Genomic DNA, 25,342 nt, shown 5'->3' with positions numbered 1-25,342 from the left:
GGGGCAGGCGCGGCCGGGCGGCGCGGTAGTATCGGCGCCGGGGCGTTTTGCCGGGGGCGCTGTTGCGCCGTTCCCGTATCGCGCATGCGAATCTGCGGCTCCACCACCACGTCGTTGCTGCCGCCGATCAGGATAAGGTGCTCGATATCATCGCGGCGCACCAGAACCAGCCGCCTCTGGCTGTCGACGGCAACGGCATCGACGACCGCCAGGCGCGGCAGCCGGTTGCGCCCGCCGGCAATGAAGGTGCCCCGGCCACGACCGCGCAAGAGGCGGATGGCGACCAGCACGACCACGAGCAGCGCGAGGGCGGCCAGCGTCCACAGAAATGCCCTGGCAACGGTCTCCCCCGCCAGGCCGGACAACCACTCATTCATGCTACGCTCCACTGCTCGCTTCCCTTTACGGAAGTAAACTATGCGCCGTCACCGGGGGCCACAAGGCACAATCACGCGGACGCGGCGATGGCACGGCCAAGCCCCGAACAGCCCTGGGACTTTACGGTTGGCTACCTTTGCACTGCGCCGGTGCCCTGATATATGGCGAAGGAACCAAGGGGCCGCTTGCAGTCGGCACAGCAGGCAGGGAACGGATGGCCAGACACAGTGGCGGCGAAATCGACACGGCACCCATCATCGACCAGGGGGCACGGCCAGGCGTCATTACCCGGCTGATCATCTTCATCATCGTCCTGACCGGCTCGGCGCTGGTCTTCGCCATCTTCCAGAACCGGCTCGGCGACGGTTTCCTCCTGGGCGTGCTGGGCATCATGGCAATGATCGGGGTCGGCTATTTGTTCGCCAGCGCCATCGGTTTCATCCAGATCGCGCCGCGATCCACCGGGGACGAACTGTCGCGCGCCTTCATCGATACGATGAACGAGGGCCTGCTGGTCACTGACGCAAAGGGTCGAATCCTCTACGCCAACCGCGCCTATGCGGAGCTGACCGGGGCCAGCTCCGCCGCCGACGTCAAGACGGTCGAATCGCTGCTTTCGGACAATCCCGAGGCTGCACCGACCATCGAGCGCCTCGCCGGGGGCTTGCGCGACGGGCGCGCCGGCGACGGCGAATTCCGCCTCTCGCGCCCGATTCGCGCCGGAGCCGAGCCGGGCGCGCGCTGGTATCGCGCCTGGGCCCGCGTCTTCAAGGTTCCCGGCCACCGCAAGCCGGTGTCGGCGTGGCTTATCACCGATATCTCCGACGAGCGGGCGGAGCAGGAGCGTTTCTTCCTCGACCTTCAGAAGGCGATCGACCATCTCGATCATGCACCGGCCGGATTCTTCGCCGCCGATCCCGACGGCCGCCTGACCTATATCAACGCGACCCTTGCCGAGTGGCTGGGTATCGACCTGGTGAACTTCGTGCCGGGCGCCCTGACATTGCCGGACATCATCGCCGGCGACGGCATGGCGCTGGTCGATGCGGTCAAGGCCGAGCACGGCACCACGCGCAATGCCGTCATCGACCTCGACCTGGCGACGGTTCGCGGCGAGGCGCTTCCCGTGCGCTTCATGCACCGCGTTTCCACCACGCGCGAGGGAACGCGCGGGCCGATACGCACCATCGTGCTCAACCGCACGTTGGGCGAGGACGCCTCCGCCGATCTGCGTGCATCCGAAGTGCGCTTCACGCGGTTCTTCAATTCTACGCCGATGGCGATCGCGAGCGTCGACAGCGAAGGGCGCATTCTGCGCACCAACGCGCCTTTCCTGTCCCTGTTCTCGAGCGTGGTGGACCGGGATGCGGTGGACCGGCGCATCCGCCTCGACACGGTGATGCACCAGCGCGACCGTGAAGCCTTCGCCATGGCACTCGAGAAGGCCAAGCAACGCCAGGCCGACATCGCGCCGATCGATACCGTCCTGCCCGACAATGAAGAACGCCACATGCGCTTCTACGTCAACGCGGTGGCCGATCCCGTTGGCGAGGGCGCGGAGGAAGCGGCCATCGTCTACGCCGTCGAGACGACCGAGCAGAAGGCGCTCGAGGCGCAGATGGCGCAAAGCCAGAAGATGCAGGCCGTCGGGCAGCTTGCAGGTGGAATCGCGCACGACTTCAATAATGTGCTGACGGCCATCATCATGGCGTCGGACCTCCTCCTGACGAACCATAGGCCGTCCGATCCGTCCTTCCCGGACATCATGAACATCAAGCAGAACGCCAACCGGGCGGCGTCCCTGGTGCGCCAGCTCCTAGCCTTCTCACGCCGCCAGACGCTGCGGCCGGAGGTGCTCAACCTCACCGACGTTCTGGCCGATCTGCGCATGCTCCTGTCGCGTCTCGTCGGCAACGACATCGCCCTGGCCATCGAGCACGGCCACGATTTGTGGCCGGTCAAGGCCGATATCGGACAGTTCGAGCAGGTGGTGGTGAACCTTGCCGTCAACGCCCGCGACGCCATGCCGGAAGGTGGCAAGCTTAAAGTGCGCACGAAGAACGTGACGGCGGACGAATGCGCCGTTTTCGGTTATCGCGAGCTTCAGCCGGCCGATTACGTGCTCGTGGAGGTCGAGGATACGGGAACCGGCATTGCGCCGGAGACGATCCGCAAGATCTTCGAGCCCTTCTTTACCACCAAGGAAGTGGGCAAGGGGACGGGGCTCGGCCTGTCGATGGTTTACGGCATCGTCAAGCAGACTGGCGGATTCATTTTCTGCGATTCGGAGGTGGAGAGGGGGACGACGTTCCGGATATTCCTGCCGCGGCACGTCCCGACGGCCTCGGAGACCGCTGCCCAGCAGGCCGCGGAGAACGGAGCGGCCGAGCCGGCATCGAAGGCGCGCGAGGCAAACCGGGACCTGTCGGGTTCGGCGCGTGTGCTTTTGGTGGAAGACGAGGACGCGGTACGCCTGGGCAGCGTGCGCGCGCTTTCCTCGCGCGGGTACGAGGTGCACGAGGCAAGCTCCGGCACGGAGGCGCTGGCGATTTTCAATGAACTCGACGGCAAGATCGACATCGTGGTCTCCGACGTCGTCATGCCCGAGATGGACGGGCCGACGCTTCTCGGGGAATTGCGCAAGGCGCAGCCGGACATCAAGTTCATCTTCGTCTCGGGCTACGCCGAAGACGCCTTTGCCAAGAACCTGCCGTCAGATGCGATTTTCGAGTTCCTGCCGAAACCCTTTTCCCTCAAGCAGCTGGCAACGGTCGTGAAAGAGATGCTCGAGGAAAAGGACGAGAAGCAGTAACCCCTTGTCGGGATGGCTTCGGTGGGCTCGGCCGGTGGTGATGCGTTGACGTTACGGCATGGCTCATCGAGCTTGAGCCGAGAAGCCATGCCCGAACGGCTCCAGGCGCTTTCCGGCCGGCGGTTTCAGATGGTAACGGCCTGGCGTGTCCGGTTGGCGCTTCCGAAGATCCGCAGATAGCGCGCGATCTCGTCGGGATCGCCGGTTGCCTTTTCCGGGTTGTCGGAAAGCTTGACCGCCGGCCGGCCGTTGGCGTCGCTCACCTTGCAGACCATCGAGATAGCCCTGAGGCTGTCGATCTCCTTCGGTGCGCAATCCTTGAAGTCGTTGGTGAGGTTGGTTCCCCAACCGAAGGCCATACGCACGCGCCCCTTGAAGTGTCGATAGGTGCGCTCGATCGTATCGACGTCGAGGGCGTCGGAAAAGATCAGCAGTTTCTCGCGCGGATCGTAGTCGTGCTCCTTCCACCACGAGATGATGCGCTCGCCGCCTTCGATCGGCGGCGCGCTGTCGGGGCGGAAGCCGGTCCAAGCGGCGACCCAGTCGGGCGCATCCCTCAGGAAGGCGTCGGTGCCGAAGGTGTCCGGCAGCACGATCAGCAGATTGCCGCCGTAATAGGTCTGCCAGTCCTCGAGTACTCCGTAGGGTGCGGCCTTCAATTCCTCGTCGGTCTCCGCCAGCGCGGCCAGCACCATTGGCAGTTCGTGCGCGTTGGTGCCGAGCGCCTCGAGGTCGGAATCCATGGCCAGAAGCACGTTCGACGTACCTGTGAAGGCATCGCCGATGCCCTCCTTCAACGCCTCGACACACCAGCGTTGCCAAAGAAAGGAATGGCGGCGCCTGGTACCGAAATCCGAGATCCGAATTTCCGGATAGCGTTTGAGCCGCTCGACCTTGGACCAGACCTTGGCCTTGGCGCGTGCGTAGAGGACGTCGAGCGCAAAGGGCCCCAAGGAGCGCATCGCCGCACGCGAGCGCAGCTCGTTAATGATGGCGAGCGCCGGAATCTCCCACATGGTCGTTTCCGACCAGCTGCCGTGGAAATGCAGTTCGAATTGCCCATTGTGGCGCCGCAGCTCGTATTCCGGCAAGCGAAAGTCTGCCAGCCACGACAGAAACTCGGGCTGAAAAATATGTCTGCGCCCGTAGAAGGTGTTGCCGGCCAGCCAGATCATCTCCTTTTTTGTGAAGCGAATCGTACGGGCGTGATCCAACTGTTCGCGCAGCTCGCCTTCGTCGATTTCGTCGCCGAGCCGGACCGCCTTGTTGCGGTTCATGAGCGAGAAGGTCGCATTCACCTCCGGATAGAGCCCACGGATCATCTGCAGCATGAGCAGCTTGTAAAAATCCGTGTCGAGCAGGCTGCGGATGATCGGGTCGAGCTTCCAGGTGTGATTGTACACCCGACGCGCAATATCGGTCCTGGTCGGCATCCTCATCCCCGCTCGACAATGACACACGCACCGAGCATGCGTTCCGGCGCAACCGACAACGCAGAACGACAAATGTCAATGTCGGCCCGCAAGCATCGTTCACGGCGGGAACAAAGACTACGAACCGCGGTTCTATGTGCACGCGGCCCGGAGCAGCGACACATCCGATGGGCTGGGACGTTGCCTGGGTGAGATTGTTCCGGGAGGACAACCCTGAGGAAGGTTATGTCTTGCGCATACGCATTACCGCCCGGTCCTGCCCTTAGCGTGCTGGTGCTGCTTGCCGCTTCTGCGGCGCCGGCGCCAGGGCTCGCTCATCAGGCAAAAACCGGCTGGGCCTATCCCTTCGCATGCTGCTCAAACAAGGACTGCCGCGAGATTCCCGCCGATCTCGTATCCGAACGGCCGCAGGGTTATGTCCTGGAGCCTACGGGTGAGGTGGTCGGCTATTCGGACGACCGCGTGAAGATCTCTCCCGACGGCGTTTACCACTGGTGCTCGGTGGCCGGAAGGAACGACTCGCGGACAATCTGCCTGTTCGTACCGCCACGCCTGTTCTGAACGGCCACCGAGAAAGCAGAGCCTAAGCCTCCTCCTGCGAATCGTACTGCGGATTGTCGTCGATAACGCCGAAGTCCTGGGACTTCGCACCGTCAGCCGCTTTCAAGTACCCACCCGCCGACAAGCCGCGCCGCAGCAGCTCGCGCACGGCCGCCGCACGGCTGGGCATACGGTTCTCGAACCTGAAATCCTCCAGTGCGCGGAGTTCTTCCTCGCTCAGCATGATCTGCAAACGTTCGGGTCGTACCAGCGCCGCCACCTCTCCCTCCATACAACAAGCGATTCCACCTGAGAATGGACCAAGGAAGATGGGCATGCCTTACCGATGCGTCAAGAATGCAAAATGAGTCGCTTACTCATTTTGTGTAATTGAGAGAACATACACAATGAACACGTACTACTAACTAATTGAAAAATAGAAGAAAAAGTCTTGCGAGAAGCGCTAGGTGCGCTACTTTCACAGTATCCATCGAAACTTCGGGGCAGGCTTCCGCGCTATCGAGAGGCATGTATATGGTTACCGGACACTATTCTACCGAGTTCTTGCAGGACCTTGAGGCAACGGTAAGACATGCATTGGATCGCGAGGGGCAGGTCAACGTTCCGGCGATTGCTCTTAAATTGAACGCCCGCCATGCCGGCGAGGCGCGCTGCGTTCCGGAAATGGAATCGCAGGTACTCGCGGCGGCGCTGCAACTGCGGGCTGTCGTCTTTTTTCAAAGCCCCGTTCAGCGCCGTCCTGTCGAGTTGTCGGCCAGCGGCTCGGAGGCGGGTGTTAAGCGGCTTGGCGGGGAAGGCTGACGCGGGGCATCACAGCGGGATGTTGTCGTGCTTCTTCCAAGGGTTCGCCAGTTCCTTGCCGCGCAGCATGCGCAGCGCCCGTGCGACCCGGAAGCGGGTGGAGCGGGGCATGATCACTTCATCCACATAGCCGCGCTCGGCTGCCACGAAGGGTGAAAGAAAACGCTCCTCGTACATGCGCGTATGGCGGGCAATCTTCTCGGCATCGTCCAGGTCCTTGCGAAAGATGATCTCGACGGCTCCCTTGGCGCCCATCACGGCGATCTGCGCGGTCGGCCAGGCATAGTTGACATCTCCGCGCAAGTGCTTTGACGCCATCACGTCGTAGGCGCCGCCGAAGGCCTTGCGCGTGATCACGGTGATCTTGGGGACGGTGGCCTCGGCATAGGCGAAGAGCAGCTTCGCGCCGTGCTTGATGAGGCCGCCATATTCCTGGCCCGTGCCGGGCAGGAAGCCGGGCACGTCGACGAAGGTGACGAGGGGGATGTTGAAGCAGTCGCAGAAGCGCACGAAGCGGGCGGCCTTGCGCGAGGCTTCCGAGTCAAGGACGCCGGCGAGCACCATCGGCTGGTTGGCCACGAAACCCACGGTGCGGCCTTCGATGCGGCCGAACCCCGTGACGATGTTGCCCGCGAAATCCTTCTGGATCTCGAAGAAGTCGCCTTCGTCCGCCGTCCTCAGAATCAGTTCCTTGATGTCGTAGGGCTTGTTCGCGTTTGCCGGGACCAGCCGGTCCAGCGCATCGTCCGGCTCGCGAATGTCGCCGTGGTGCTCGATCGCCGGCATCTCGCCCGTGTTGGAGGCGGGCAGGAAGTCGATCAGGCGGCGCATCTGCATCAACGCCTCGACGTCGTTGTCATAGGCGCCGTCGGCGATGGAGGACTTGGTCGCGTGGATGTGCGCTCCGCCGAGTTCTTCGGCCGTGACCGACTCGTTGGTGACGGTTTTGACCACATCCGGGCCCGTGACGAACATGTAGGCGGTGTCGCGCACCATGAAAATGAAGTCCGTCATGGCCGGCGAATAGACGTCGCCGCCCGCGCACGGCCCCATGATGACGGAAATTTGCGGGATGACGCCGGAGGCCAGAACGTTCCTCTGGAATATCTCGGCATAACCGCCGAGCGCGGCCACGCCCTCCTGAATGCGTGCGCCGCCGGCGTCGTAGAAGCCGATGATCGGCGCCCGGTTCTTGAGCGCCATGTCCTGGACCTTCATCACCTTTTCGGCGTGGGCCTCGGAAAGCGAACCGCCGAAGATGGTGAAGTCCTTGGCGAAGACGAAGACGGCGCGCCCGTTGACGGTACCCCAGCCGGTGACGACACCGTCGCCGGAATACCGGGTCTTTTCCATGCCGAAATCGGTGGACCGATGCTCGACGAACATGTCGAACTCCTCGAAGGAGCCTTCGTCGAGAAAGACCTCGATGCGCTCGCGGGCAGTCAGCTTGCCCTTGGCATGCTGTCCCTCGATGCGTGCCTTGCCGCCGCCAGCGCGAGCGGCGGCGCGACGCCGCTCAAGTTCCTTGAGAACCTCTTTCATGCTCCTCCCCGGAATAGGGCGGTAGGGCGTAAGGCAATAAGGCAGAGGAGAGGGAAAAACCAGCCATTTGGCCACTCCCTGCTCCCATTGCCTATGCCTTAAATCCTTACCACGTCCCGGTGTTTTCCATCGACGCCCAGGGTTCCGCTTTCGGCTTTGCCTCGCCCTTCTGCAGAAGCTCGATGGAGATGCCGTCAGGCGATCGGATGAAGGCCATGTGGCCGTCGCGCGGCGGACGGTTGATGGTCACCCCGCCATCCATGAGATGCTGGCAGGTCGCGTAGATGTCGTCGACTTCATAGGCCAGATGGCCGAAGTTGCGGCCGCCCTGATAGTCTTCCGGATCCCAGTTGTAGGTGAGCTCGATTAGCGGTGCCCGTGTCTTTTCGGCCGTTTCCGCGTCTTCGGGAGCGGCAAGGAAAATGAGGGTGAAGCGCCCCTTCTCGTTCTCGACGCGGCGCTTTTCCACCAGACCCAGCTTGTTGCAGTAGAAATCCAGGGATTCATCGATGTCGCGAACGCGGACCATGGTGTGCAGATAGCGCATGGCAGGCCTCTCCTTTGTGATCGATAGGCGTGGAAGATAGGGTGGAGCAGTGCCCCGCGGCAATGGGGCCCGGATCAGATGCCGTTTATAGCAGCATTACATCGTCGCCGAAGTAAATCCCGGACGCTGTTGAAAATCGCCGTGCAGGACTTGCTAAGTCATGAATGTGCAATGCTATCCTTCGGTCGTAGAATCAGTCCTGCGGACTTGAGGAAAGGCAAAAACGAATGGAGGACAATTCCTCAACGGCACGAGGGCTTGCAGGTAGCGAACGGGCCCGGGGGGCGGGCAACACGGAAGAAACGTCGGAGCTGATCGAGATCTCCGGCGCCATAAAATGGTTCGATGTGGCCAAGGGGTTCGGCTTCATCCTCCCCGACGACACGCAACTGGGCGATGTCCTTTTGCATGTCTCCTGCCTGCGGCGTGACGGCTATCAGACCGCCCTTAGCGGTGCGCGTGCCGTTTGCCTGGCCCGCTACGGCGAAAAGGGGCTGCAGGCGTTCAAGATCCTGTCGATGGACAACTCCACCGCCAGCCATCCCGCCGAGGACCAGGAGCAGCGCACGCATGTGAAGGTCGCTCCCGAGAGCGGGCTCGAGCGTGCGCTCGTGAAATGGTTCAATCGCACCAAGGGCTTCGGTTTTCTCACCCGCGGTGAAGGAACGGAGGACATCTTCGTCCATATGGAAACTTTGCGCCGCTATGGCGTGACGGAGCTGCGCCCGGGGCAGGTGGTGCTCGTGCGCTACGGGCGTGGGGAAAAGGGCCTTATGGCCGCCGAAATTCACCCGGATATCGGAACGCTGCCGGTCTCCCATTGAAAGGCCGGCGCCGAACCGGAGTGTTTCCATGCGCCATGTGATCTCGTTTCTTCTTTCGCTTGCCTTCATGGTGGGCGGCGGCCCGATGGCTTGGGCGCAGGAGCCGATGCTTCTGCCCACCCATCCCGAACCGCTCCTGGCGGAGACCGCGGCAGGCGAACGAAGCTTTACGATCGAGATTGCCGACACCGCCGAGAAGCGGGCGCGGGGACTCATGTTCCGCCGCAGCATGGGCGACGATCACGGAATGCTCTTCGTTTTCGAGGAAAGCCGCAATCGCTCCTTCTGGATGAAGGACACGCCGATGCCGCTGGACCTGCTCTTCGTTGGCGAGGACGGAAGTGTGCGGGCGATCGAACGCGGTGAACCCCTTTCGACCGATGGCATAGCCCCGGACGCGCGGGCACAGTTTGTGCTTGAACTGAAGGCGGGAACCGCGCAGAGAACCGGTATCGAAGTCGGCGATCGCCTGCGTCATCCGCTGATCGACGCGGTCGCCCAGAACGATTGAACTCTGCGGCGGGAGCCTCTTGAGCACATGCAGTCTTTCTTCCACGACGGTTTCGAGATCGCCTTCATCGACGAGGGAGAGGGCGATCCCGTCCTCCTCATCCATGGTTTCGCATCCACCCATCTTGTCAACTGGGTCTCGCCGGGGTGGGTGAAGACCCTGCGTGATGCCGGATACCGGGTGATCGCGCTCGACAATCGCGGCCATGGGCACTCGTCGAAAAGCCATGAGCCGCAGGACTATACGCCGGAGAAGATGGCCGGCGATGCGGCCGCGCTGCTGGCCCATCTCGGTATCGTGCGGGCGCATGTGATGGGCTATTCGATGGGCGCGCGCATCGCCGCCTTTCTGGCCCTCGACCATCCGGATCTTCCGGTCACGCTGGTTTTCGGCGGCCTCGGCATCGGCATGGTCGAAGGCGTCGGCGAATGGGACGCGATCGCCGACGCACTGCTTGCGGAGGACCCCGACAGTATCGGTCATGAGCGGGGGCGGATGTTCCGCGCCTTCGCCGACCAGACAAAGAGCGATCGCCACGCGCTCGCCGCCTGCATCTCCACTTCGCGGACCTTGCTGACGCCCGAGCAGGTTTCCGATATCACGGTGCCGACGCTGGTTGCGGTCGGCACGAACGACGACATCGCCGGCGCGCCGGAGCCGCTGGCGCAGATGCTGCCGCATGGCGAGGCCTTCGCCGTGGAGGGCCGCGATCACATGCTTTCGGTCGGAGACCGAACCTTCAAGGCGCGCGTTCTGGATTTCCTGAAGGAACATGCCCTCTAGACGCATGCTCAATTGTACTTGAACGGTGTTCAGGCTTTTTGTGTTTCATTGAAACGCATTTGTGCCCTAAATTGGCGATGAGCTTCGAACAGCCACAGGCACGGGAGGCCCGTATGGAGGCCAGACACGCCCTGCGCAGCGACGCGCCGCAATCCATGGATCCGATCTGGTCCGAGATTCGCAAGGAAACGCAGGCGGCGGTCGAGAACGATCCGCTGTTGGCGGCCTTTCTTTACGCAACGGTGCTAAACCATGGCTCGCTTGAAGATGCGGTCATCCACCGCGTGGCCGAGCGACTCGACCATCAGGATTTGAGCGCCGATCTCATCCGGCAGACCTTCCAGGCCATGTGGGAGGACCAGCCGGACTGGGGCACGGAGGTCCGCGTCGACATCCAGGCCTATTACGACCGCGATCCCGCTTGCGACCGGTTCGTCATGCCGGTGCTCTATTTCAAGGGTTTTCACGCCATCCAGACGCATCGGCTGGCGCACTGGCTGTGGAACCAGGGGCGCCACGACTTCGCGCTTTATCTGCAAAGCCGCTCCTCGGTCGTCTTCCAGACCGACATCAACCCGGCGGCGAAGATGGGCAAGGGCATTTTCATCGACCATGCCACGGGGCTCGTGGTAGGTCAGACCGCGGTGGTGGAGGACAATGTCTCCATCCTTCACAATGTCACCCTCGGCGGCACGGGCAAGGAGGCTGGAGACAGGCATCCGAAAGTGCGCCATGGCGTGCTGATCGGCGCCGGCGCCAAGATTCTTGGCAATATCGAGATCGGCCATTGCACGAAGGTTGCGGCCGGCTCCGTCGTCGTCAAGTCGGTACCGCCCAACAAGACCGTCGCCGGCGTGCCCGCCCGCATCATAGGTGAGGCCGGATGCCAGGAGCCGTCGCGCGCCATGGACCAGCTTCTGCGCGACACCTGAGCAGCCTCGGCAGCCGCTTCGCGGCCGGTCGGCGGATCGAGGGCTTTACATTCGCGCCGCGCGCGTGCCAGAAGCGGCGCGGCCATCGCAACAGCCAGCGGAGAAGTTTGTTGAAGCCGGAAGAGATCAGGAAGCTCGACGCCTATTTCAAGCGCACGTTCAAGAATCCCGCACTGAGCGTCAAGGCGCGGCCCAAGAAGGACGACTCGTGCGAGCTTTATCTCGGCGACGAATTTCTCGGCATCATCTTCAAGGACGAGGATGAGGGCGAGCTGTCCTACAATTTTTCAATGGCCATCCTCGACATAGACCTGGATTGATCCGTGCCGCCAGTGAGCGGAAGACGCTGCGGCCTTCCGGCCAGCCTGCACCAGCTGTTGCCGGTGCGGCAGCGCTTCGGTCTTGATCCGACAAACCAGGCCGCGTCTTCGTCATAGATTTGAGCTTCCTGCGCCGTTCCCGCTGCGAAGCGACACGGCGTCGGCGGTGCCGCGAAGCCGCAAGCCCCTCCCGCAAGAGTTATCACCAGAATCGCCGCACATGGAAAAGGCGCGTAAACGGTGTGCCCTTCGGGCTGCCGTCCGCGCGGCGCGCCGTACTGCGCTCCGCAAGAAAAGCGGAGCCGGCCCCGGGGAGGGCCGGCTCCTAACCCGGTCGATGGGGACGGGGAGGTGGGGACTCGACCGGGTTTCCATTAAGCCCGTCAGCAATGTTCGATGGCGACCGTGCCGATGCTTAACAGCGCACGGAGGAGCAGGGGGCGAAGCACAAACCTGCTCGACAACAAGCCATTCGGAATCTCTGACAAGGCCATGAAGGTTCAGCGTTCCGATCCGACGCTGGCCACGGCAACGGCGCGGCCGTCGTTTACGGCGGTCCACTCGCCTGCGTGCCGGGCGGATTGGCGTTTCAAATACTGGTACTCGGTCTCCGACCAGGCCAGGATGCGCGGCTCGAGATTATCCAGGATGAAGTCCCCCATGTTCGTGCTCACCGTCAAGACCGCGTGTCCGTCGCCGTTCGGCTGGCGCACGACGGTGATCAGGAGGCTTGAGGCAGGCACGCCGGCCGCCATTAGAAGGCGGCGCTTCTCGAGCACGAAGTCCTCGCAGTCGCCGTAGAGGTCCGGAAAGGACCAGTACTCCTTGATGCCCCAGCTTTCGGTATCGGTACGCGGAATGACGGTCGTATTCACCGCATTGTTGACCTCGACCATCTTCGCCCACAGTTCACGCGTCAGCGGGACCATCTTCTCCTCGGACGCGGTCGGGCCGCACTCGTCCGGTTTGCGTTGACAGAACTCGTAATGCCCGACGGGCTGCGACGTCCTGTCCCCGATGGCCATGAAGTCGGAAGCCGCGTGCGCGCTGCCCGCCGACATCGCGGCGAGCAGAAGGGCGCCAGCAGCCAACAGCCCGGCTGGTTTCGTTTTCTGCATTGTTCGTCTCCCCGTTTGAGGAGACGATGCCACGGTCGAATTTATCCCGCGCAAAAACCCGTGGTAGAAATAAGTTTAAATTCTAAGGGTTCTGGTAACCATCCAAGTAAAAGCCATGTTTTCGAAATTGTTTACTTAAATTCTATCGGCACGAAGGTGGCGTGAGCACACGTGCTGCCTCGATCGAAAACGGCGCTGTCGATCGCAGTCCCGAGCGACGGGGAAGGAGGTTCAGCCGGTGAAAGTGGCCATGAGCGTGTCGTGCTCCTGCACGACGGCGAACTCGATGGCGATCCCGTCGTCGAAATGGCGCACCACCTGCCCGCGCATGGTCGCGAGGAAGACCTGGCTGCCCAGTTCGGGCCTGACGTCGACCTCGATGGCTGCGCCGGACAGGGACAGGTCGACGATGCGGCAACGATGCGTCTGCCCATCGGGCAGACCCAGCGTGCTGATCGGGTTGCGCGGTGTGATGCGCTCGTGCCGACGGTCCTCGGGCAGGTCGAGCTCGTGTCTGTTCGCCAGCCAGGTGAGCTGCGCGGCGAGCTTGTCGCGCTTGCGCTCCGAAGCCACCACGGTCATGACGAAACCGTCATCGGTCAGGCGCGTGATGCGCCCCTCGATGCGGCCGAGATGGTCGAGATAGGCGATGATCCGTTCACCCGGAAGACCCGGCCGCTCGGCGACGAGCGCAGCATTGCCCGGCGACATTTCAACCACCCGGCAGGAATATTCCGAACGGTCCTGCAGCATATAGCGGCCGTGAATCGAAACCGTTACGCGCTGGAAAGCACGCCTTTCGGGACGTATCGAAACCGGATCTGTCGCTGCGGGCATGATCATCATCGTTGCGTTCCGGCCGCGCTCTCCGGATAGCCGGTCAATCCGCTGCGAACGGTACTGCCACAAATCTTAAGATCGGGTAAGCCGGCCGCCATTTGATCTCATCGGTAACAACGGAAAGCCGGTATCCACCTTTCCGGGAAATGCGCTATGTGCGGCCGCCCTGGAAGACGACAAGATGGTGAATGCGCCGCCCCTGGCGCCCGTCGAGCCGGGCGGAGACGGTGTCGCCCGCCGGCTGCAGCGGCGGTACGGAGAGGGCGGTCCGGTCGTACGGGAGCGGCGCCTCCCTGTCCGGGTCTATCAGGCGGAAGGATTCGATGCGGTTTTCCACGATCGGGTCGGCCCCGAGCCAGAAGGGCTTCATGAATGGCTGGATGGTGCCGAGCGCACGCAGGCTCTCCTGCCCGCCTTCGAGCGGCAGGACGATGAGTTCGAAGCGGTTGATCCGTCCCTCCCGGCTCATTCCCTCGAAGGCGACTGTCGCGACCGATTTGTCGTCGAGTGCATGATGCACGAGGCGACCGACTGTCTCCTGGTCGCGCCCGTGCCAGAGCGAGGGGAAGGAATGACCCTTGAGCTCCTTGCCATAGGTCGCGCACAGGCGGGTGCCGGCCAGGCGGAAGACGGCTTCGCCGCGGGCGTCGCGTTCCAGGATAAAGGTGTCGGGCAGAAGCGTCTTGATTTCGGCGGGCTCGATCTCGCTGCGCCGCGGGGCAGGGCGGTCGCCGCGCAGCCTGTTCCAATATCGGAACAGGTTCATGGATCCGTCCTTGTTCATGCCAGTGTGTTCCATTCTGATTTCGCGCTCCTGTCTCAAAGGTGGACAGGGCCGATCGGCCGGCCACCTACATGACCGAAGATGCAGGTGTCGTGCCAGCCCGGTGCGGCGTTGTGCACGGGAGGGATTTGTTAGGGTTAGCAAAAGGTTACCATCCCGCTCCCGGCCGAACCCGGTGGCAAGGTGCCGAAAGTGGCACGGCACTTGCTCGGAAGGGGTAAGGGTCGGGGGACTCGACCGGGAGGCCGTCCAGCGCGAATGCTGGGCGGCTTCTGTTTTTCCGCTATCTCTGATACCGCACACGCTGGCGGCATCGACAGAAGCGGACGGCATGGACGACAGGACAGGCACCGAGGACGAGGGGCGACAGGAAACGGACGGCGCCCGGCGCCGTGAGCCGGTGTTCAACCTGCCGGGCGTGGTCATCGCCCTTATTGCTCTGTGTGTCGGCGTTCACCTGATACGGACGCTCTTGCTGAGCCAACCGGCGGATCTCCTGGTGCTCGTGCATTTCGCTTTTCTGCCGTTGCGCTACACGGGCGGCTATCCGCTGGATATCTATGCGCTGCTGAGCCCTGTCACCTATGCATTCCTTCACGGGAGTGTGGCGCACCTGGCCGTTAACATGATCTGGCTTGCCGCCTTCGGCTCTCCCCTGGCGAACCGGCTGGGCACTGGGCGCTTTCTCCTTTTGTGGACGGCAACCGTTCTTGCCGCGGTGCTTCTCCATTTTGCGCTGCACCCCTACGACGCGGCGCCGCTTGTGGGGGCTTCCGGCGCCGTCTCGGGCATGATGGGAGCGGCAGCGCGCTTTGCCTTCCGGATCGACCGGTCCACGGGCAAACCCGGCTTCGCGGGACCCGTCCTGCCGCTGCCGCTCGTCTTCCGCTCGCGCATCGCGGTCGTGTTTCTGCTCGTGTGGATGGTGGTCAACCTCATCGTCGGGCTGGGATCGGGTATCGGCGGCACGCCGCGTATCGCCTGGGAGGCGCATATCGGCGGATTTCTGGTGGGATTTCTCGGCATGCCGTTTTTCGACCGTCCGCAGCGGCGTACACGGTCCGGCTGGTGAGTGGCCTTGCAAAGCGCGTCAACTCGTCGCAACATCGTGCCCACGCCTAGGAGGGGCGGCAGAGAAGGAGGACGCCCATGACGGTCAAAGCCATTCTCGACACCAAAGGCCGCGAGGTCGTGACCATCGCCGCCGACAAGACGGTCCATGATGCCGCCGCGCTGCTGGGGCAGCACGGTATCGGCGCGGTGGTGGTGACGGACGGGAAGGAGCGGATCGCCGGCATCCTTTCAGAGCGTGACATCGTGCGGGCGATCGCGGCGGAAGGCGCCAAGGCTCTCGACCAGCCGGTTTCGGCGTTCATGACAGCGCGCGTTCAAGTCTGCCGGGAAGACCATACCGTCAACGAGGTCATGCAGATCATGACCGCCGGGCGTTTTCGCCATTTGCCGGTGGAAAAGGACAAGCGTCTTGCCGGCATCATTTCGATCGGCGACGTGGTGAAGCGTCGCATTCAGGAGGTGGAGCGCGAAGCGGAGGACATCCGCAGCTATATCGCGACCGCGTGAGGGACGCCCGCCTACCCCACCACCGGCGGCGGTACGATTGCAGCAAAGGCGGGGATTGAGGGCGTGGAAGTGGCTTCGCCCTTACGGCGCGCGCTTGCCTCGCTGTCGCGATTGGTCTAGCGAAGGCGGCAGTTCAATCCTTGAAAATCGACTGCACGGCTCATGACAATCATCGACACGCGCACGCCTGATCCCAAGCGCCTGATTCCGGGTGCCACCGGTGAGTGGGAAGTCATCATCGGCATGGAGATCCACGCCCAGGTGACCTCGCGCGCCAAGCTGTTTTCCGGCGCCTCGACGGCCTTCGGGGCCGAGCCCAATTCCAACGTTTCGCTGGTCGATGCCGCCATGCCGGGCATGCTTCCTGTCATCAACGAGGAATGCGTCAAGCAGGCCATCCGCACCGGGCTGGGGCTGAAGGCGCAGATCAACCATCGTTCGGTCTTCGACCGCAAAAACTATTTCTATCCCGACCTGCCGCAGGGCTATCAGATCTCGCAATACAAGCAGCCGATCGTCGGCGAGGGCATCGTGATCGTCGCGGTCGGACCGGCCAAGGACGGCAGCTTCGAGGAGATCGAGGTCGGTATCGAACGGCTGCACCTAGAGCAGGATGCCGGCAAGAGCCTGCACGACCAGCATCCCACCCTGTCCTATGTCGATCTGAACCGCTCCGGTGTCGCGCTGATGGAGATCGTCTCCAAGCCGGACATGCGCTCGGCCGACGAGGCGAAGGCCTTCGTCACGAAGCTGCGCACGATACTGCGTTATCTCGGCACCTGCGACGGCAATATGGACGAGGGCTCGCTGCGTGCCGACGTCAATGTCTCGGTGCGCCGGCCCGGAGAGCCGTTCGGCACGCGTTGCGAGATCAAGAACGTCAACTCAATCCGCTTCGTCGGCCAGGCGATCGAGTCGGAAGCGCGCCGGCAGATCGCCATTCTGGAGGACGGCGGCACGATCGACCAGGAGACGCGCCTTTTCGATCCGAACAAGGGCGAGACCCGCTCCATGCGCTCCAAGGAAGAAGCGCATGATTACCGCTATTTCCCCGATCCGGATCTCGCGCCGCTGGAATTCGACCAGGCCTATGTGGATGCGCTGGCGGCCGGCCTGCCGGAACTGCCCGACGAAAAGAAGGCGCGCTTCATGCGCGATCTGGGTCTGTCCGAATATGACGCTTCCGTGCTCGTCTCCGAGAAGGCGGTCGCCGACTATTTCGAGAAGGTGGCGGCCGGCCGTGACGGCAAGGCGGCGGCGAACTGGGTCATCAACGACCTTCTGGGCGCCCTGAACAAGGCGGGCAGGGACCTTGCCGAGACGCCGGTTTCCCCCGAGCAGTTGGGCGCCATCATCGATCTCATCAAGGGCGGAACCATTTCCGGCAAGATCGCCAAGGACCTCTTCGAGATCGTCTGGAACGAGGGGGGCGATCCGCACGCCATCGTCGAAGAGCGCGGCATGAAGCAGGTCACCGATACGGGCGCTATCGAGAAAGCCGTGGACGAGGTGATTGCCGCCAATCCGGACAAGGTCGAACAGGCGAAGGCGAAGCCGACGCTTGCCGGCTGGTTCGTCGGTCAGGTGATGAAGGCGACGGGCGGAAAGGCCAATCCGCAGGCCGTCAACGCGCTGGTCAGGCAGAAGCTCGGAATCGAGGGTTAGGGATGTTCGTACGCACGGCCTGCGCGCAGGATCTTCCGGCGGTCCGGGCATTGCTGGTGGAAACGTGGCACGAGACCTACGACGCGATCTACGGCGCCGAAAAGGTGACCCGCATCACCGACGAATGGCATTCCCTCGCCGCGCTGAAGGCGCGGATTGAGCGAATTGATTCGGAATTCCTTCTCGCCGACGACGGAGAGCAGATCGCCGGAATGGCCTTTGCCAGCGGCACCGACGGCGGGAGCACAATCCAACTGCGTCAGCTCTATGTGCGTCCGGCCCGTCAGGGCAGGGGCGTTGGCGGACTTCTGCTCGACGAGGTGCTTTCAAGCTTTCCGGAGGCGCGCAAGATCCGGCTGGAGGTGGAGGAGGCGAATACCAATGCCGTCGCGTTCTATGTCGCCCACGGTTTCTCAAGGGTCGGTGTGACACCGCACTGCGGAAAGCCCGACTCGGATATTCCGGCGGCGATCTACGAACGCGCGCTCTGATTTTCGGCGGGATGGCGAGACGGAAGAAAACCGGTCGGCGCGGGCGCAGCCCTTGCGTTCGCGCCGCCGGATCGCCATAAGACGGGCATGGGCTCACGAGGTGCGCCGCGAGGAGTGCAATGAAAAGGTTTCTGCTTCAGTTCTTCACCTGGTGGAACGGCCAGACGCTGAACACGCGCTTTCACACGTGGCGCAACGGCAGGCGCGTGGGCGAGGACGAGTTCGGCAACGTCTATTACCAGGGCGGCACCGATTCGGAGGGGCGCACGCGCCGCTGGGTGATCTATAACGGCTATTCCGAAGCCTCTGCCGTGCCGCCGGGCTGGCATGGCTGGCTGCATCACAAGGTGGACACCCCGCCGGCGGCGGAAGAGTATGCGCCGCGCGAATGGCAGAAGCCGCACTTGCCGAATCTCACCGGTACACCGGCCGCTTACCGGCCGCGCGGATCGGTTCTCACCAACGAAGATCGCCCTCGCGTGACGGGTGACTATGACGCGTGGACGCCGGGCAACTGAGCCGGTTTTCTCGCCACAATTGCGCAATAGCGTGAAAGGGATTTCCGCCGGGACGACGCGGCGGTTGGAGATTGTGGTTGAAGAAATGAATTGGACGCCCCGGCTGATTGCGCCTGCAAAGCTTCTGTTCGCGACCGGCGTTTTGACGGCCGTTCTCGCCGGTTCCGCCGATGCGGAGCGAATCAAGAACCCTGTGGCCGAGTTCACCGGGATCGATAAGATTACCGGCCGCATCATCAATTTCGACGTCTACATGAACGAAACGATGCAGTTTCGCGCGCTCCAGGTGACGCCGCGCGTGTGCTACAGCTCACCGGAGTCGGAAGAGCCGAAGACCGACGCCTTTGTCGAGGTGGACGAGATCACGCTCGAAGGAAACATCCGCCGTATCTTCACAGGATGGATGTTCGCCGAAAGCCCCGGCCTGAATGCCGTGGAGCACGCCGTCTACGACGTCTGGCTGAAAAGCTGCAAGCAGTCATCCGACGTCCCGCCCCCGGAGACCAACTGACAGGCTGCCACCCCGGCTCGCGGTATTCGACCCGAGAATCGCCACGGCAGCACATGGCGTTTTTTCGCGCTTCCGGTGCTCGAAGGTCACCATTTTCGCCATCATGACGAATCTCGCTCCGGACACTCAGAATTCCGCGGTTTCCTCGAGCGCCTCGGTCAGAAGCCGCTCATAGCGCCGCCGCGGGACGTCCACCGCACCGAACCTTTTCAGGTGCGGAGTGGTGAACTGGGTGTCGAGCAGTATGAAGCCCCGCTCGCGCAGCCGCTCGACCAAATGCACGAGGCAGATCTTCGAGGCGTTCGCTTCACGCGAAAACATGCTCTCGCCGAAGAAGGCGCGTCCGAGCGTCACGCCATACAGGCCGCCGACCAGGCGTCCTTCTCGCCACGCCTCGACAGTATGGCAATAGCCGCGTGCGAACAGTTCCGTGTAGGCTTCGCGGATGGGCGCGTTGATCCAGGTGTCCTGCCGCTCCGGGCCGGGTTCGGCGCAGGCGGCGATGACGCCGGGAAAATCCGAATCGTAGCGGATCTCGAAACGTTTCTGACGCTCCAGTTTTCTCAGGCTGCGGGGCACGTGGAACTTGTCGAGCGGTATGACGCCGCGCATTTCCGGCCGCACCCAGAAGACCTCCGGGTCGTCGGCATGCTCCGCCATCGGAAACACGCCTGTAGCGTAGGCGCGCAAAAGCAGATCCGGTGCGATACGGTAGCTGGGCGGGAAGGGATGCGTCATCGCGCCACCCGCACAGGTGGAAATCTCCGGGAGGAGCGGTAGGCGGCCATCGGTTCGGATTGGCGCGAAATCAAGCGGTCAAACCGTTTCCACCTTTCCGTGAAACAGAACGATGATCCGTGGCGACATGCGTCGGCGCTCGCCTGTGATACCGCTCCACCTCTCTGTCTTTGCCGCATTTGCGCAGCGGCAAGTGGATCCACTTGCCCGCAAGGCGCTCTAGGGCTGCTCGGCCAGGTAATGCTCGAGCCAGTGAATGTCGTAATCGCCGTTCGCCACATCGACATTTCCGACGAGATCCCTGAAAAGGGGCAATGTGGAATTGATGCCGTCAACAACGAATTCGTCAAGCGCCCGGCGCAACCGCATCATGCATTCCACCCGATGCCGCCCGTGCACGATCAGCTTGCCGATGAGGCTGTCGTAATAAGGAGGGATACGGTAGCCGGAATATACACCCGAATCGACGCGTACGCCGAGCCCACCGGGCGTATGGAAATGTGTGATCACGCCCGGCGAGGGCACGAAGGTGCGGGGATCTTCCGCATTGATGCGGCATTCGATGGCATGACCCAGGAAGCGCACGTCCTCTTGGCGCACGGACAACCCGCCGCCGGAGGCCACGCGGATCTGCTCATGCACCAGATCGATGCCTGTGATCGCTTCGGTGACCGGATGCTCCACCTGCAGCCGCGTGTTCATCTCGATGAAGAAGAACTCGCCGTTTTCATACAGGAACTCGACCGTGCCGGCGCCGGAATAGCCCAGATCGGCGGCGGCGTTCGAGACGATCTCGCCGATGCGCATGCGCTGATCGACATTGAGCGCCGGCGAATTGGCTTCCTCCCACACCTTCTGGTGACGGCGCTGCAGGGAGCAGTCGCGCTCGCCGAGATGGATGGCGTTGCCGGCGCCGTCACCGACCACCTGCACCTCGATGTGGCGCGGCTTTTCGAGATACTTTTCGATGTAGACGGCGTCGTCGCCGAAGGCCGCGCCGGCTTCCGAGCGCGCCGTCGACAGGGCTTCGGAAAGCTCTGCCTCGCTGCGTGCCACCTTCATGCCGCGGCCGCCGCCGCCGGCGGAAGCCTTGATCAGCACAGGATAGCCGATATCGGCCGCGATGCGCTTGGCTTCGCGGTCATCGCTCACCGCCCCCTCGGAGCCGGGAACGACGGGGATGCCGAGCCGGGCAGCCGTGCGCTTGGCCTCGATCTTGTCGCCCATGATGCGGATATGCTCGGCCGAGGGGCCGATGAAGGTGATGTTATGGGCGGCCAGGATCTCCGCGAACTTCGCATTCTCCGACAGAAAGCCGTAGCCGGGATGGATGGCGTCCGCACCGGTGATCTCGCAGGCGGCGAGGATCTGGTGAATGTTGAGGTAGCTGTCGCGCGAGGCCGGCGGACCGATGCACACGCTTTCGTCTGCGAGACGCACATGCATGGCATCGGCATCGGCCGTCGAATGCACGGCGACGGTCTGAATGCCGAGTTCCTTGGCGGCACGCAGGATCCTGAGTGCGATTTCGCCGCGATTTGCGATGAGGATTTTCTGAAACATGGGGCGCGGCGTTCCGGCCTTACTCGACAACAACCAGCGGCTCCCCGAATTCGACCGGCTGGGCATCCTCGAACAGAATGGCCGTCACGGTCCCGGCGCGCGGAGAGGGGATCTGGTTCATCGTCTTCATGGCTTCGATGATGAGCAGCGTCTGTCCCTTCTCGACGGTCTGGCCGACCTCGATGAAAGGGGCGGAGCCAGGGGCCGAAGCCCGATAGGCGGTGCCCACCATGGGCGAGGGAACCGCGCTCTTGGAAACGTCCGGGGTGCTGGCGGCAGCCGTCTTGGCGGATTCGGCAGCGGCTGCCTCCGGTGCGGCAGCGGCCGGCGGAGCGGGCGGCGCCTGGAAGGCGGCGTTGACCGCTGGAGCCTGACGCGCCACGCGGATGCGCAGGTCGCCTTCCTCCACCTCGATCTCGGTGAGTCGTGTTTCGTCGAGAATGCCCGCCAGGTCGCGGATGAGTTGCTGATCGATACCGGTTTTCTTCATAGGTGGTCTCTCGGGGTCCTGCCTTGCCGCATCCCGGGCTCTAAAGACGTTGTGCCAGCGCATCAAGCGCCAACATATAGCCGATGGGGCCAAAGCCACATATCAATCCCTCTACAACCGAGGATACCATTGAATGGTGTCGAAACGGTTCACGCGCGTGGATGTTCGAAAGATGCACTTCGATGACAGGCACGGGCGCGATGGCGCGGATGGCGTCGTGAAGGGCGATGGAGGTGTGGCCGTAGGCACCGGGGTTGAGAACGATGCCGGCGGACTGCTCGCCCGCCTCCTGCACCCAGTCGATGAGCAGTCCCTCGTGATTCGTCTGCCTGAATTCGACCGAGAGGCCCAGTTCCTTTGCTCTTTCCTTGCAACCTGCCTCGATGTCGACAAGGGACTGACCGCCATAGATGCCGGGTTCGCGTTTGCCGAGCAGGTTCAGATTGGGACCGTTTAGAACATAGATCGGATTGGGCATCACTACTCCCCGCGGCAGATTGCGCCGCCGCCCTCTATAGTCGGCTTAAGCCGCGCCGGAAAGAGCGCAAGCGGCTCCCGCCATCCGTCCACAAGGAAGGCGCGATGGCGAGGCCGTTTTGTTCTATTGCCGCGCCGTTTCGATATGCTCACGGATCTGTTCGCTGCCGACGGCCCCGAAAACCACTTCGTCACCGACCACGTAGGAGGGGGTGCCGGTGATTTGAAGCTGATCGGCGAGTGCATACGTGTCCCGGAAAGCCTCCATGATTTCCGGCTTCTCCATCGCTGCGCGCAATTCCGTCTCGTCCGCGCCGAGCTCCAGGGCAATCTTTATTGCACTTTCCTCGTTGGCCCGACCGCTGCCGCTCAGAAGCCGGCGGTGGAAGGCGTCGTACTTTTCGGGCATCAGGGAGCGGAAAGCCATGGAGACCACGTGCGCGTCGCGCGAATCGTTGCCCAGCACGGGGAATTCCTTCAGTACGAAGCGCAAATCGCCATCGTCCTTTACCAGCGTGTCCAGGTCGCCGAGAGCCCGTTTGCAATAGCCGCAATTGTAATCGAAGAACTCCACGACAGTGACGTCTCCGTCCGGATTTCCAAGCACGCCGTCATGGCTGCTGTTGAATATCCGTTCGGCCTCCTGCGCGATCACCTGCCGGCTGGCTTCGCGTTGCGCCTGCCGCTGCTGCTTCTCGTATTCGGCCTGCACCTCGTAGAGGATCTGCGGATTGGCCAGAAGGTACTCCCGAACGATATTCTCGATCTCCTGCCGGGTGAAGCCGGTCTCCTCAGCGTTCTGAGCCTGTACGGGGGGAATCCCCCCGACGGAGAGGGCGAGGACGGCGGCGGCGAGCAATATCTTCTTCATAGAATTGTTGTCCTTCGGTGACTCGATCTTTTCAATCTCTGCCTGGTTCACGAAACTCGATAATATCCTGGGCTCGCCGCCACTCCGGTGTCCCCTGCTTGAGTTTCGTTTGAGCGCGCGCGGCGAAAGCCCTGGCTTCGCGGTACTTTCCGGAATGGAAGTTCTCTTCCGCCGTGGCGAGCTCTGCCGCGCCGATATCGCCGATCCGGCCGTAGGCCTGGGCGAGATAGCGATAGCCGTTGGCGAATTCAGGCTCACGCGAGAGGCCGGACTGCAATTCGGACGCCGCCTTGCGCACCAGATCCGGCTCGCCGGTGGCCAGGAGTGCCTGGCCGTAGCCCACCTGCAGCAGGCCTGAAGGGGCAGGAGAAAGCCGTATGGCCTGGGCATAGGCATCCGCCCCTTCGCGCGGCCGGTTCGCCTTGACTAGGATGTCGCCCCGCAGCTCGTGGAAGTATGGGTTTCTCGGTTGCGCGGCGACCAGCTGATCCGCCTTGGCAAGCGCATCGCGGGGGCTGCCTCGGAGATAGGTCGAGATGGTATCGGCATAACGCATCGGCAGTCCGCCGGGATCGTTGCGGAACAGCCGGGCCGCCGCATTCGGCCCCGCGGTATAGGCGGCGAGCTTGGCACGCATGAGATTGTGCCGCAGGACCAACTCGGGCGGGTCCTTGCTGTCCCGGTACGGGCTCTCCTCGACCAGCGCCTGCAGATTGGCGATGCGCTCGTGCGGCAAGGGGTGGCTGATCTGGTAGGGATCGACGTTGACTCCGGAAAGCGCCATGTTGCCGGCCAGGCGCTCGAACGTCTTCAGCATGCCGCGGCCGGACTGATGCGTGCGTTCCAGGTATGTGAGCGCAGAGCGGTCGGCGGTGATTTCCTCGGTCCGCTGATAGCCCAGCAGATTGCGGCGCGCCGCCTCGGTGCCGCCGGCGGCGATCCCCGCGCCGGCACTGGCAAGTCCGCCCATGTCGTTTGCTGCGCCCGCCACCCCCGCGCCGATGCCGAGCAGGGTGGCGACGATGGCCATCGTCTTTGCCCGGGCAAGCTGCTCGCGCAGCCTGTGCTGGTGCCCACCTGCGATATGCCCGGCCTCGTGGGCGATGACGCCGATGATCTCGTTGGGCGTCTCCGCCGCCAGGAGTGCGCCCGTGTGGATGAAGATCCGGCGGCCGGCGACGAAGGCGTTGAAGTCATGATCGTTGACCAGGACGATATCGATGCCCGACCGGCTCAGGCCTGCGGCGTTCAGGATCGGATTTGCGTAGTCGGCGACAAGGGTCTCGATCTCGGCGTCGCGCACGATCGGCACACTTCGCTGCTGCGCATGCGCGACCGACGGCACGACCAGGAGACTGGCCGAGACCAGAGCTGCCACAAGGATATGAAGAAAGCGGGCGGTGAAAACGAACATGGTCGACATGTCGTCGATTGGTAGTCGAGCTTCGTGGCGATGAAAAGGCGCAAAGAACCTGCTCGCGCCCTCGTGATCCCGAGTAGCCCGGTGCTTCGGGGCCACAAACGAAGTGAACATCCGCACGCGACAGCCGCCTATGAAAGGAAAGCAGCCGGCCTTCACCGGCTGCGCTTCCCGCTAGCGTTTAAAAGAACCCTTTGCGCTGCCACCAGCCGGTCTTGCGCGGCGCCTTTTCCCGCTGATCGTCGGTGGAGGAAAGCACCGGTTCTTCCTTTTTCTCGGGTGCTTCTTCGGCTGCTTTGCGGCGCGCACGCGGCTTTCTGGCCGGCTTCTTGGTCTCGGCCGGGGGCTCTGCCTCGGCTGCCGGGGAAGGGGTTTCCTCGTCGCCGGAGGTGATCGCCTGCGGCGCTTCCGTACCGGCTACGTCGGTCGTCGCGGCTGCAGCTGCTTCCTTGTCGACTTTCTTGGTGCTGCGCGCGCGCCGACGCGGTTTCTTCGGCGCGGCGGGCTCCTCGCTCACCGTGATTTCTTCCGCCTCGGCGGGGGCCGGCTCGGCCGCTGCGGAGGCAGGAACATCCTCAACGGGCGTTGATTGGGGTTGGTCCGACGGGGCGGCGGCGGGCTCCGCCGTCGCATCCTGCTCGGCGGCTTCTTCCGTGACCTGCGAATCACGCCGGTTGCGCTTTCCGCCCCGTTTGCCGCGATGGCGCTTCTTGCGTTCGCCTTCACCGTCTTCGGCAGCGGCCGGCTCCGCCTCTGTTTCGGATTCGTCGGCGCTCGCCTCCTGGTCCTGCGCAGCCTCGGCGGCGGGCTGGTCTCCCGCACCGCGATCAC

At 63.1% G+C, this 25,342-nt stretch carries 28 protein-coding genes and 1 pseudogene; 14 read left to right on the top strand and 15 right to left on the bottom strand.

From position 1 onward, the window contains the following. A partial coding sequence (locus ACFP9U_RS13450; protein WP_378622126.1) for a flagellar biosynthetic protein FliO occupies positions 1–377 on the bottom strand: 377 nt, incomplete at its 3' end. A gap of 215 nt (positions 378–592) precedes the next feature. Here ACFP9U_RS13450 and cckA point away from each other — a divergent pair. After that, positions 593–3,190 carry a cell cycle histidine kinase CckA gene (cckA, locus tag ACFP9U_RS13445; RefSeq protein WP_378622124.1) on the top strand — a complete coding sequence of 866 codons (2,598 nt, stop codon included), beginning with the start codon at positions 593–595 and terminating at the stop codon, positions 3,188–3,190. A 125-nt stretch (positions 3,191–3,315) separates the two neighbouring features. Here cckA and pncB read toward each other — a convergent pair whose 3' ends face one another. Beyond that, positions 3,316–4,623 (bottom strand): nicotinate phosphoribosyltransferase, encoded by a 1,308-nt coding sequence (gene pncB / locus ACFP9U_RS13440; RefSeq protein WP_378622122.1) that lies wholly within the window; start codon positions 4,621–4,623, stop codon positions 3,316–3,318. A 225-nt stretch (positions 4,624–4,848) separates the two neighbouring features. Between pncB and ACFP9U_RS13435 the strand changes: the two genes are divergently transcribed. Further along, entirely contained in the window at positions 4,849–5,184 is a 336-nt protein-coding gene (locus tag ACFP9U_RS13435) for a hypothetical protein (RefSeq protein ID WP_378622120.1), read from the top strand. A 22-nt stretch (positions 5,185–5,206) separates the two neighbouring features. Here ACFP9U_RS13435 and ACFP9U_RS13430 read toward each other — a convergent pair whose 3' ends face one another. Further along, positions 5,207–5,443, bottom strand: coding sequence for a hypothetical protein (locus tag ACFP9U_RS13430; RefSeq protein WP_378622119.1), 237 nt, complete (start codon positions 5,441–5,443; stop codon positions 5,207–5,209). Between the two features lie 248 nt (positions 5,444–5,691). Here ACFP9U_RS13430 and ACFP9U_RS13425 point away from each other — a divergent pair, with 248 nt between their 5' ends. Continuing rightward, positions 5,692–5,985 (top strand): hypothetical protein, encoded by a 294-nt coding sequence (locus tag ACFP9U_RS13425; protein ID WP_378622116.1) that lies wholly within the window; start codon positions 5,692–5,694, stop codon positions 5,983–5,985. A gap of 9 nt (positions 5,986–5,994) precedes the next feature. Here ACFP9U_RS13425 and ACFP9U_RS13420 read toward each other — a convergent pair whose 3' ends face one another. Beyond that, a complete protein-coding gene (locus ACFP9U_RS13420) occupies positions 5,995–7,527 on the bottom strand; it encodes an acyl-CoA carboxylase subunit beta (RefSeq protein ID WP_378622113.1) in 1,533 nt (510 codons plus the stop codon). A gap of 106 nt (positions 7,528–7,633) precedes the next feature. Beyond that, the gene (locus ACFP9U_RS13415) at positions 7,634–8,074 is read right to left on the bottom strand and encodes a VOC family protein (protein WP_378622112.1); all 441 of its coding nucleotides are present in this window, start codon (positions 8,072–8,074) and stop codon (positions 7,634–7,636) included. 227 nt (positions 8,075–8,301) lie between these two features. On the opposite strand from ACFP9U_RS13415, the gene ACFP9U_RS13410 reads away from it, so the two are divergent. From ACFP9U_RS13410 to ACFP9U_RS13390, 5 genes are all read left to right on the top strand, one after another. Then, on the top strand, positions 8,302–8,898 hold the full coding sequence (locus tag ACFP9U_RS13410) for a cold-shock protein (RefSeq protein WP_322451493.1): 597 nt from the start codon (positions 8,302–8,304) through the stop codon (positions 8,896–8,898). A 28-nt stretch (positions 8,899–8,926) separates the two neighbouring features. Then, positions 8,927–9,409: a DUF192 domain-containing protein gene (locus tag ACFP9U_RS13405; RefSeq protein WP_378622110.1), complete on the top strand. Its 483-nt coding sequence runs from the start codon at positions 8,927–8,929 to the stop codon at positions 9,407–9,409. 27 nt (positions 9,410–9,436) lie between these two features. Continuing rightward, on the top strand, positions 9,437–10,192 hold the full coding sequence (locus ACFP9U_RS13400; protein WP_378622107.1) for an alpha/beta fold hydrolase: 756 nt from the start codon (positions 9,437–9,439) through the stop codon (positions 10,190–10,192). 113 nt (positions 10,193–10,305) lie between these two features. After that, positions 10,306–11,124 carry a serine O-acetyltransferase gene (gene cysE / locus ACFP9U_RS13395; RefSeq protein ID WP_322451496.1) on the top strand — a complete coding sequence of 273 codons (819 nt, stop codon included), beginning with the start codon at positions 10,306–10,308 and terminating at the stop codon, positions 11,122–11,124. 110 nt (positions 11,125–11,234) lie between these two features. Next, a complete protein-coding gene (locus ACFP9U_RS13390; protein ID WP_322451497.1) occupies positions 11,235–11,444 on the top strand; it encodes a DUF3126 family protein in 210 nt (69 codons plus the stop codon). 500 nt (positions 11,445–11,944) lie between these two features. On the opposite strand, the gene ACFP9U_RS13385 is transcribed toward ACFP9U_RS13390, so the two are convergent. From ACFP9U_RS13385 to ACFP9U_RS13375, 3 genes are all read right to left on the bottom strand, one after another. After that, on the bottom strand, positions 11,945–12,562 hold the full coding sequence (locus ACFP9U_RS13385; protein ID WP_378622103.1) for a transglutaminase-like cysteine peptidase: 618 nt from the start codon (positions 12,560–12,562) through the stop codon (positions 11,945–11,947). A 231-nt stretch (positions 12,563–12,793) separates the two neighbouring features. Next, entirely contained in the window at positions 12,794–13,402 is a 609-nt protein-coding gene (locus ACFP9U_RS13380; RefSeq protein ID WP_378622129.1) for a PilZ domain-containing protein, read from the bottom strand. A 151-nt stretch (positions 13,403–13,553) separates the two neighbouring features. Then, positions 13,554–14,186 (bottom strand): PAS domain-containing protein, encoded by a 633-nt coding sequence (locus ACFP9U_RS13375; RefSeq protein ID WP_378622128.1) that lies wholly within the window; start codon positions 14,184–14,186, stop codon positions 13,554–13,556. A 331-nt stretch (positions 14,187–14,517) separates the two neighbouring features. On the opposite strand from ACFP9U_RS13375, the gene ACFP9U_RS13370 reads away from it, so the two are divergent. The 6 genes from ACFP9U_RS13370 to ACFP9U_RS13345 all read left to right on the top strand — a co-directional run bounded on the left by ACFP9U_RS13370 (position 14,518) and on the right by ACFP9U_RS13345 (position 18,952). Beyond that, the gene (locus tag ACFP9U_RS13370) at positions 14,518–15,258 is read left to right on the top strand and encodes a rhomboid family intramembrane serine protease (RefSeq protein WP_378622101.1); all 741 of its coding nucleotides are present in this window, start codon (positions 14,518–14,520) and stop codon (positions 15,256–15,258) included. Positions 15,259–15,335: 77 nt separating this feature from the next. Next, on the top strand, positions 15,336–15,767 hold the full coding sequence (locus ACFP9U_RS13365) for a CBS domain-containing protein (RefSeq protein WP_322451501.1): 432 nt from the start codon (positions 15,336–15,338) through the stop codon (positions 15,765–15,767). 162 nt (positions 15,768–15,929) lie between these two features. After that, positions 15,930–17,432: an Asp-tRNA(Asn)/Glu-tRNA(Gln) amidotransferase subunit GatB gene (gatB, locus tag ACFP9U_RS13360; protein ID WP_378622099.1), complete on the top strand. Its 1,503-nt coding sequence runs from the start codon at positions 15,930–15,932 to the stop codon at positions 17,430–17,432. A gap of 2 nt (positions 17,433–17,434) precedes the next feature. Next, positions 17,435–17,923, top strand: a complete 489-nt coding sequence (locus ACFP9U_RS13355; RefSeq protein WP_378622098.1) for a GNAT family N-acetyltransferase — start codon at positions 17,435–17,437, stop codon at positions 17,921–17,923. A 119-nt stretch (positions 17,924–18,042) separates the two neighbouring features. After that, on the top strand, positions 18,043–18,441 hold the full coding sequence (locus ACFP9U_RS13350) for an NADH:ubiquinone oxidoreductase subunit NDUFA12 (protein ID WP_378622096.1): 399 nt from the start codon (positions 18,043–18,045) through the stop codon (positions 18,439–18,441). Between the two features lie 85 nt (positions 18,442–18,526). Further along, positions 18,527–18,952, top strand: a complete 426-nt coding sequence (locus tag ACFP9U_RS13345; protein ID WP_378622094.1) for a DUF2155 domain-containing protein — start codon at positions 18,527–18,529, stop codon at positions 18,950–18,952. Positions 18,953–19,078: 126 nt separating this feature from the next. On the opposite strand, the gene aat is transcribed toward ACFP9U_RS13345, so the two are convergent. The 7 genes and pseudogenes from aat to ACFP9U_RS13310 form a co-directional block, all read right to left on the bottom strand. Continuing rightward, entirely contained in the window at positions 19,079–19,690 is a 612-nt protein-coding gene (aat, locus tag ACFP9U_RS13340) for a leucyl/phenylalanyl-tRNA--protein transferase (RefSeq protein WP_378622093.1), read from the bottom strand. Between the two features lie 219 nt (positions 19,691–19,909). Continuing rightward, on the bottom strand, positions 19,910–21,253 hold the full coding sequence (gene accC / locus ACFP9U_RS13335) for an acetyl-CoA carboxylase biotin carboxylase subunit (RefSeq protein ID WP_378622091.1): 1,344 nt from the start codon (positions 21,251–21,253) through the stop codon (positions 19,910–19,912). Between the two features lie 19 nt (positions 21,254–21,272). Then, complete coding sequence (accB, locus tag ACFP9U_RS13330) at positions 21,273–21,743, bottom strand: acetyl-CoA carboxylase biotin carboxyl carrier protein (protein WP_378622089.1); 471 nt, start codon at positions 21,741–21,743, stop codon at positions 21,273–21,275. 40 nt (positions 21,744–21,783) lie between these two features. Then, on the bottom strand, positions 21,784–22,221 hold the full coding sequence (aroQ, locus tag ACFP9U_RS13325) for a type II 3-dehydroquinate dehydratase (RefSeq protein ID WP_378622088.1): 438 nt from the start codon (positions 22,219–22,221) through the stop codon (positions 21,784–21,786). 123 nt (positions 22,222–22,344) lie between these two features. Further along, positions 22,345–23,091 carry a DsbA family protein gene (locus ACFP9U_RS13320; RefSeq protein ID WP_378622086.1) on the bottom strand — a complete coding sequence of 249 codons (747 nt, stop codon included), beginning with the start codon at positions 23,089–23,091 and terminating at the stop codon, positions 22,345–22,347. 31 nt (positions 23,092–23,122) lie between these two features. After that, positions 23,123–24,505: a M48 family metalloprotease gene (locus tag ACFP9U_RS13315; protein ID WP_378622085.1), complete on the bottom strand. Its 1,383-nt coding sequence runs from the start codon at positions 24,503–24,505 to the stop codon at positions 23,123–23,125. Between the two features lie 187 nt (positions 24,506–24,692). Further along, positions 24,693–25,342 (bottom strand): annotated as a pseudogene (locus tag ACFP9U_RS13310) (ribonuclease E/G); the annotation flags it as partial.

Source organism: Nitratireductor sp. GCM10026969, from assembly GCF_042660605.1.
In the GTDB taxonomy this organism is placed as follows: Bacteria; Pseudomonadota; Alphaproteobacteria; order Rhizobiales; family Rhizobiaceae; genus Chelativorans.
This window is presented reverse-complemented; position numbering and strand designations above follow the sequence as displayed.

Coding starts and splice junctions, on each gene's coding strand:
- ACFP9U_RS13370 (WP_378622101.1), top strand. CDS start 14,518: ATGGACGACAGGACAGGCACCGAGGACGAGGGGCGACAGGAAACGGAC.
- ACFP9U_RS13355 (WP_378622098.1), top strand. CDS start 17,435: ATGTTCGTACGCACGGCCTGCGCGCAGGATCTTCCGGCGGTCCGGGCA.
- ACFP9U_RS13365 (WP_322451501.1), top strand. CDS start 15,336: ATGACGGTCAAAGCCATTCTCGACACCAAAGGCCGCGAGGTCGTGACC.
- ACFP9U_RS13435 (WP_378622120.1), top strand. CDS start 4,849: ATGTCTTGCGCATACGCATTACCGCCCGGTCCTGCCCTTAGCGTGCTG.
- ACFP9U_RS13420 (WP_378622113.1), bottom strand. CDS start 7,527: ATGAAAGAGGTTCTCAAGGAACTTGAGCGGCGTCGCGCCGCCGCTCGC.
- cysE (WP_322451496.1), top strand. CDS start 10,306: ATGGAGGCCAGACACGCCCTGCGCAGCGACGCGCCGCAATCCATGGAT.
- ACFP9U_RS13415 (WP_378622112.1), bottom strand. CDS start 8,074: ATGCGCTATCTGCACACCATGGTCCGCGTTCGCGACATCGATGAATCC.
- ACFP9U_RS13315 (WP_378622085.1), bottom strand. CDS start 24,505: ATGTTCGTTTTCACCGCCCGCTTTCTTCATATCCTTGTGGCAGCTCTG.
- ACFP9U_RS13350 (WP_378622096.1), top strand. CDS start 18,043: ATGAAAAGGTTTCTGCTTCAGTTCTTCACCTGGTGGAACGGCCAGACG.
- aat (WP_378622093.1), bottom strand. CDS start 19,690: ATGACGCATCCCTTCCCGCCCAGCTACCGTATCGCACCGGATCTGCTT.
- ACFP9U_RS13320 (WP_378622086.1), bottom strand. CDS start 23,091: ATGAAGAAGATATTGCTCGCCGCCGCCGTCCTCGCCCTCTCCGTCGGG.
- gatB (WP_378622099.1), top strand. CDS start 15,930: ATGACAATCATCGACACGCGCACGCCTGATCCCAAGCGCCTGATTCCG.
- ACFP9U_RS13405 (WP_378622110.1), top strand. CDS start 8,927: ATGCGCCATGTGATCTCGTTTCTTCTTTCGCTTGCCTTCATGGTGGGC.
- ACFP9U_RS13410 (WP_322451493.1), top strand. CDS start 8,302: ATGGAGGACAATTCCTCAACGGCACGAGGGCTTGCAGGTAGCGAACGG.
- accC (WP_378622091.1), bottom strand. CDS start 21,253: ATGTTTCAGAAAATCCTCATCGCAAATCGCGGCGAAATCGCACTCAGG.
- ACFP9U_RS13375 (WP_378622128.1), bottom strand. CDS start 14,186: ATGAACAAGGACGGATCCATGAACCTGTTCCGATATTGGAACAGGCTG.
- ACFP9U_RS13425 (WP_378622116.1), top strand. CDS start 5,692: ATGTATATGGTTACCGGACACTATTCTACCGAGTTCTTGCAGGACCTT.
- pncB (WP_378622122.1), bottom strand. CDS start 4,623: ATGCCGACCAGGACCGATATTGCGCGTCGGGTGTACAATCACACCTGG.
- ACFP9U_RS13385 (WP_378622103.1), bottom strand. CDS start 12,562: ATGCAGAAAACGAAACCAGCCGGGCTGTTGGCTGCTGGCGCCCTTCTG.
- ACFP9U_RS13345 (WP_378622094.1), top strand. CDS start 18,527: ATGAATTGGACGCCCCGGCTGATTGCGCCTGCAAAGCTTCTGTTCGCG.
- cckA (WP_378622124.1), top strand. CDS start 593: ATGGCCAGACACAGTGGCGGCGAAATCGACACGGCACCCATCATCGAC.
- aroQ (WP_378622088.1), bottom strand. CDS start 22,221: ATGCCCAATCCGATCTATGTTCTAAACGGTCCCAATCTGAACCTGCTC.
- accB (WP_378622089.1), bottom strand. CDS start 21,743: ATGAAGAAAACCGGTATCGATCAGCAACTCATCCGCGACCTGGCGGGC.
- ACFP9U_RS13400 (WP_378622107.1), top strand. CDS start 9,437: ATGCAGTCTTTCTTCCACGACGGTTTCGAGATCGCCTTCATCGACGAG.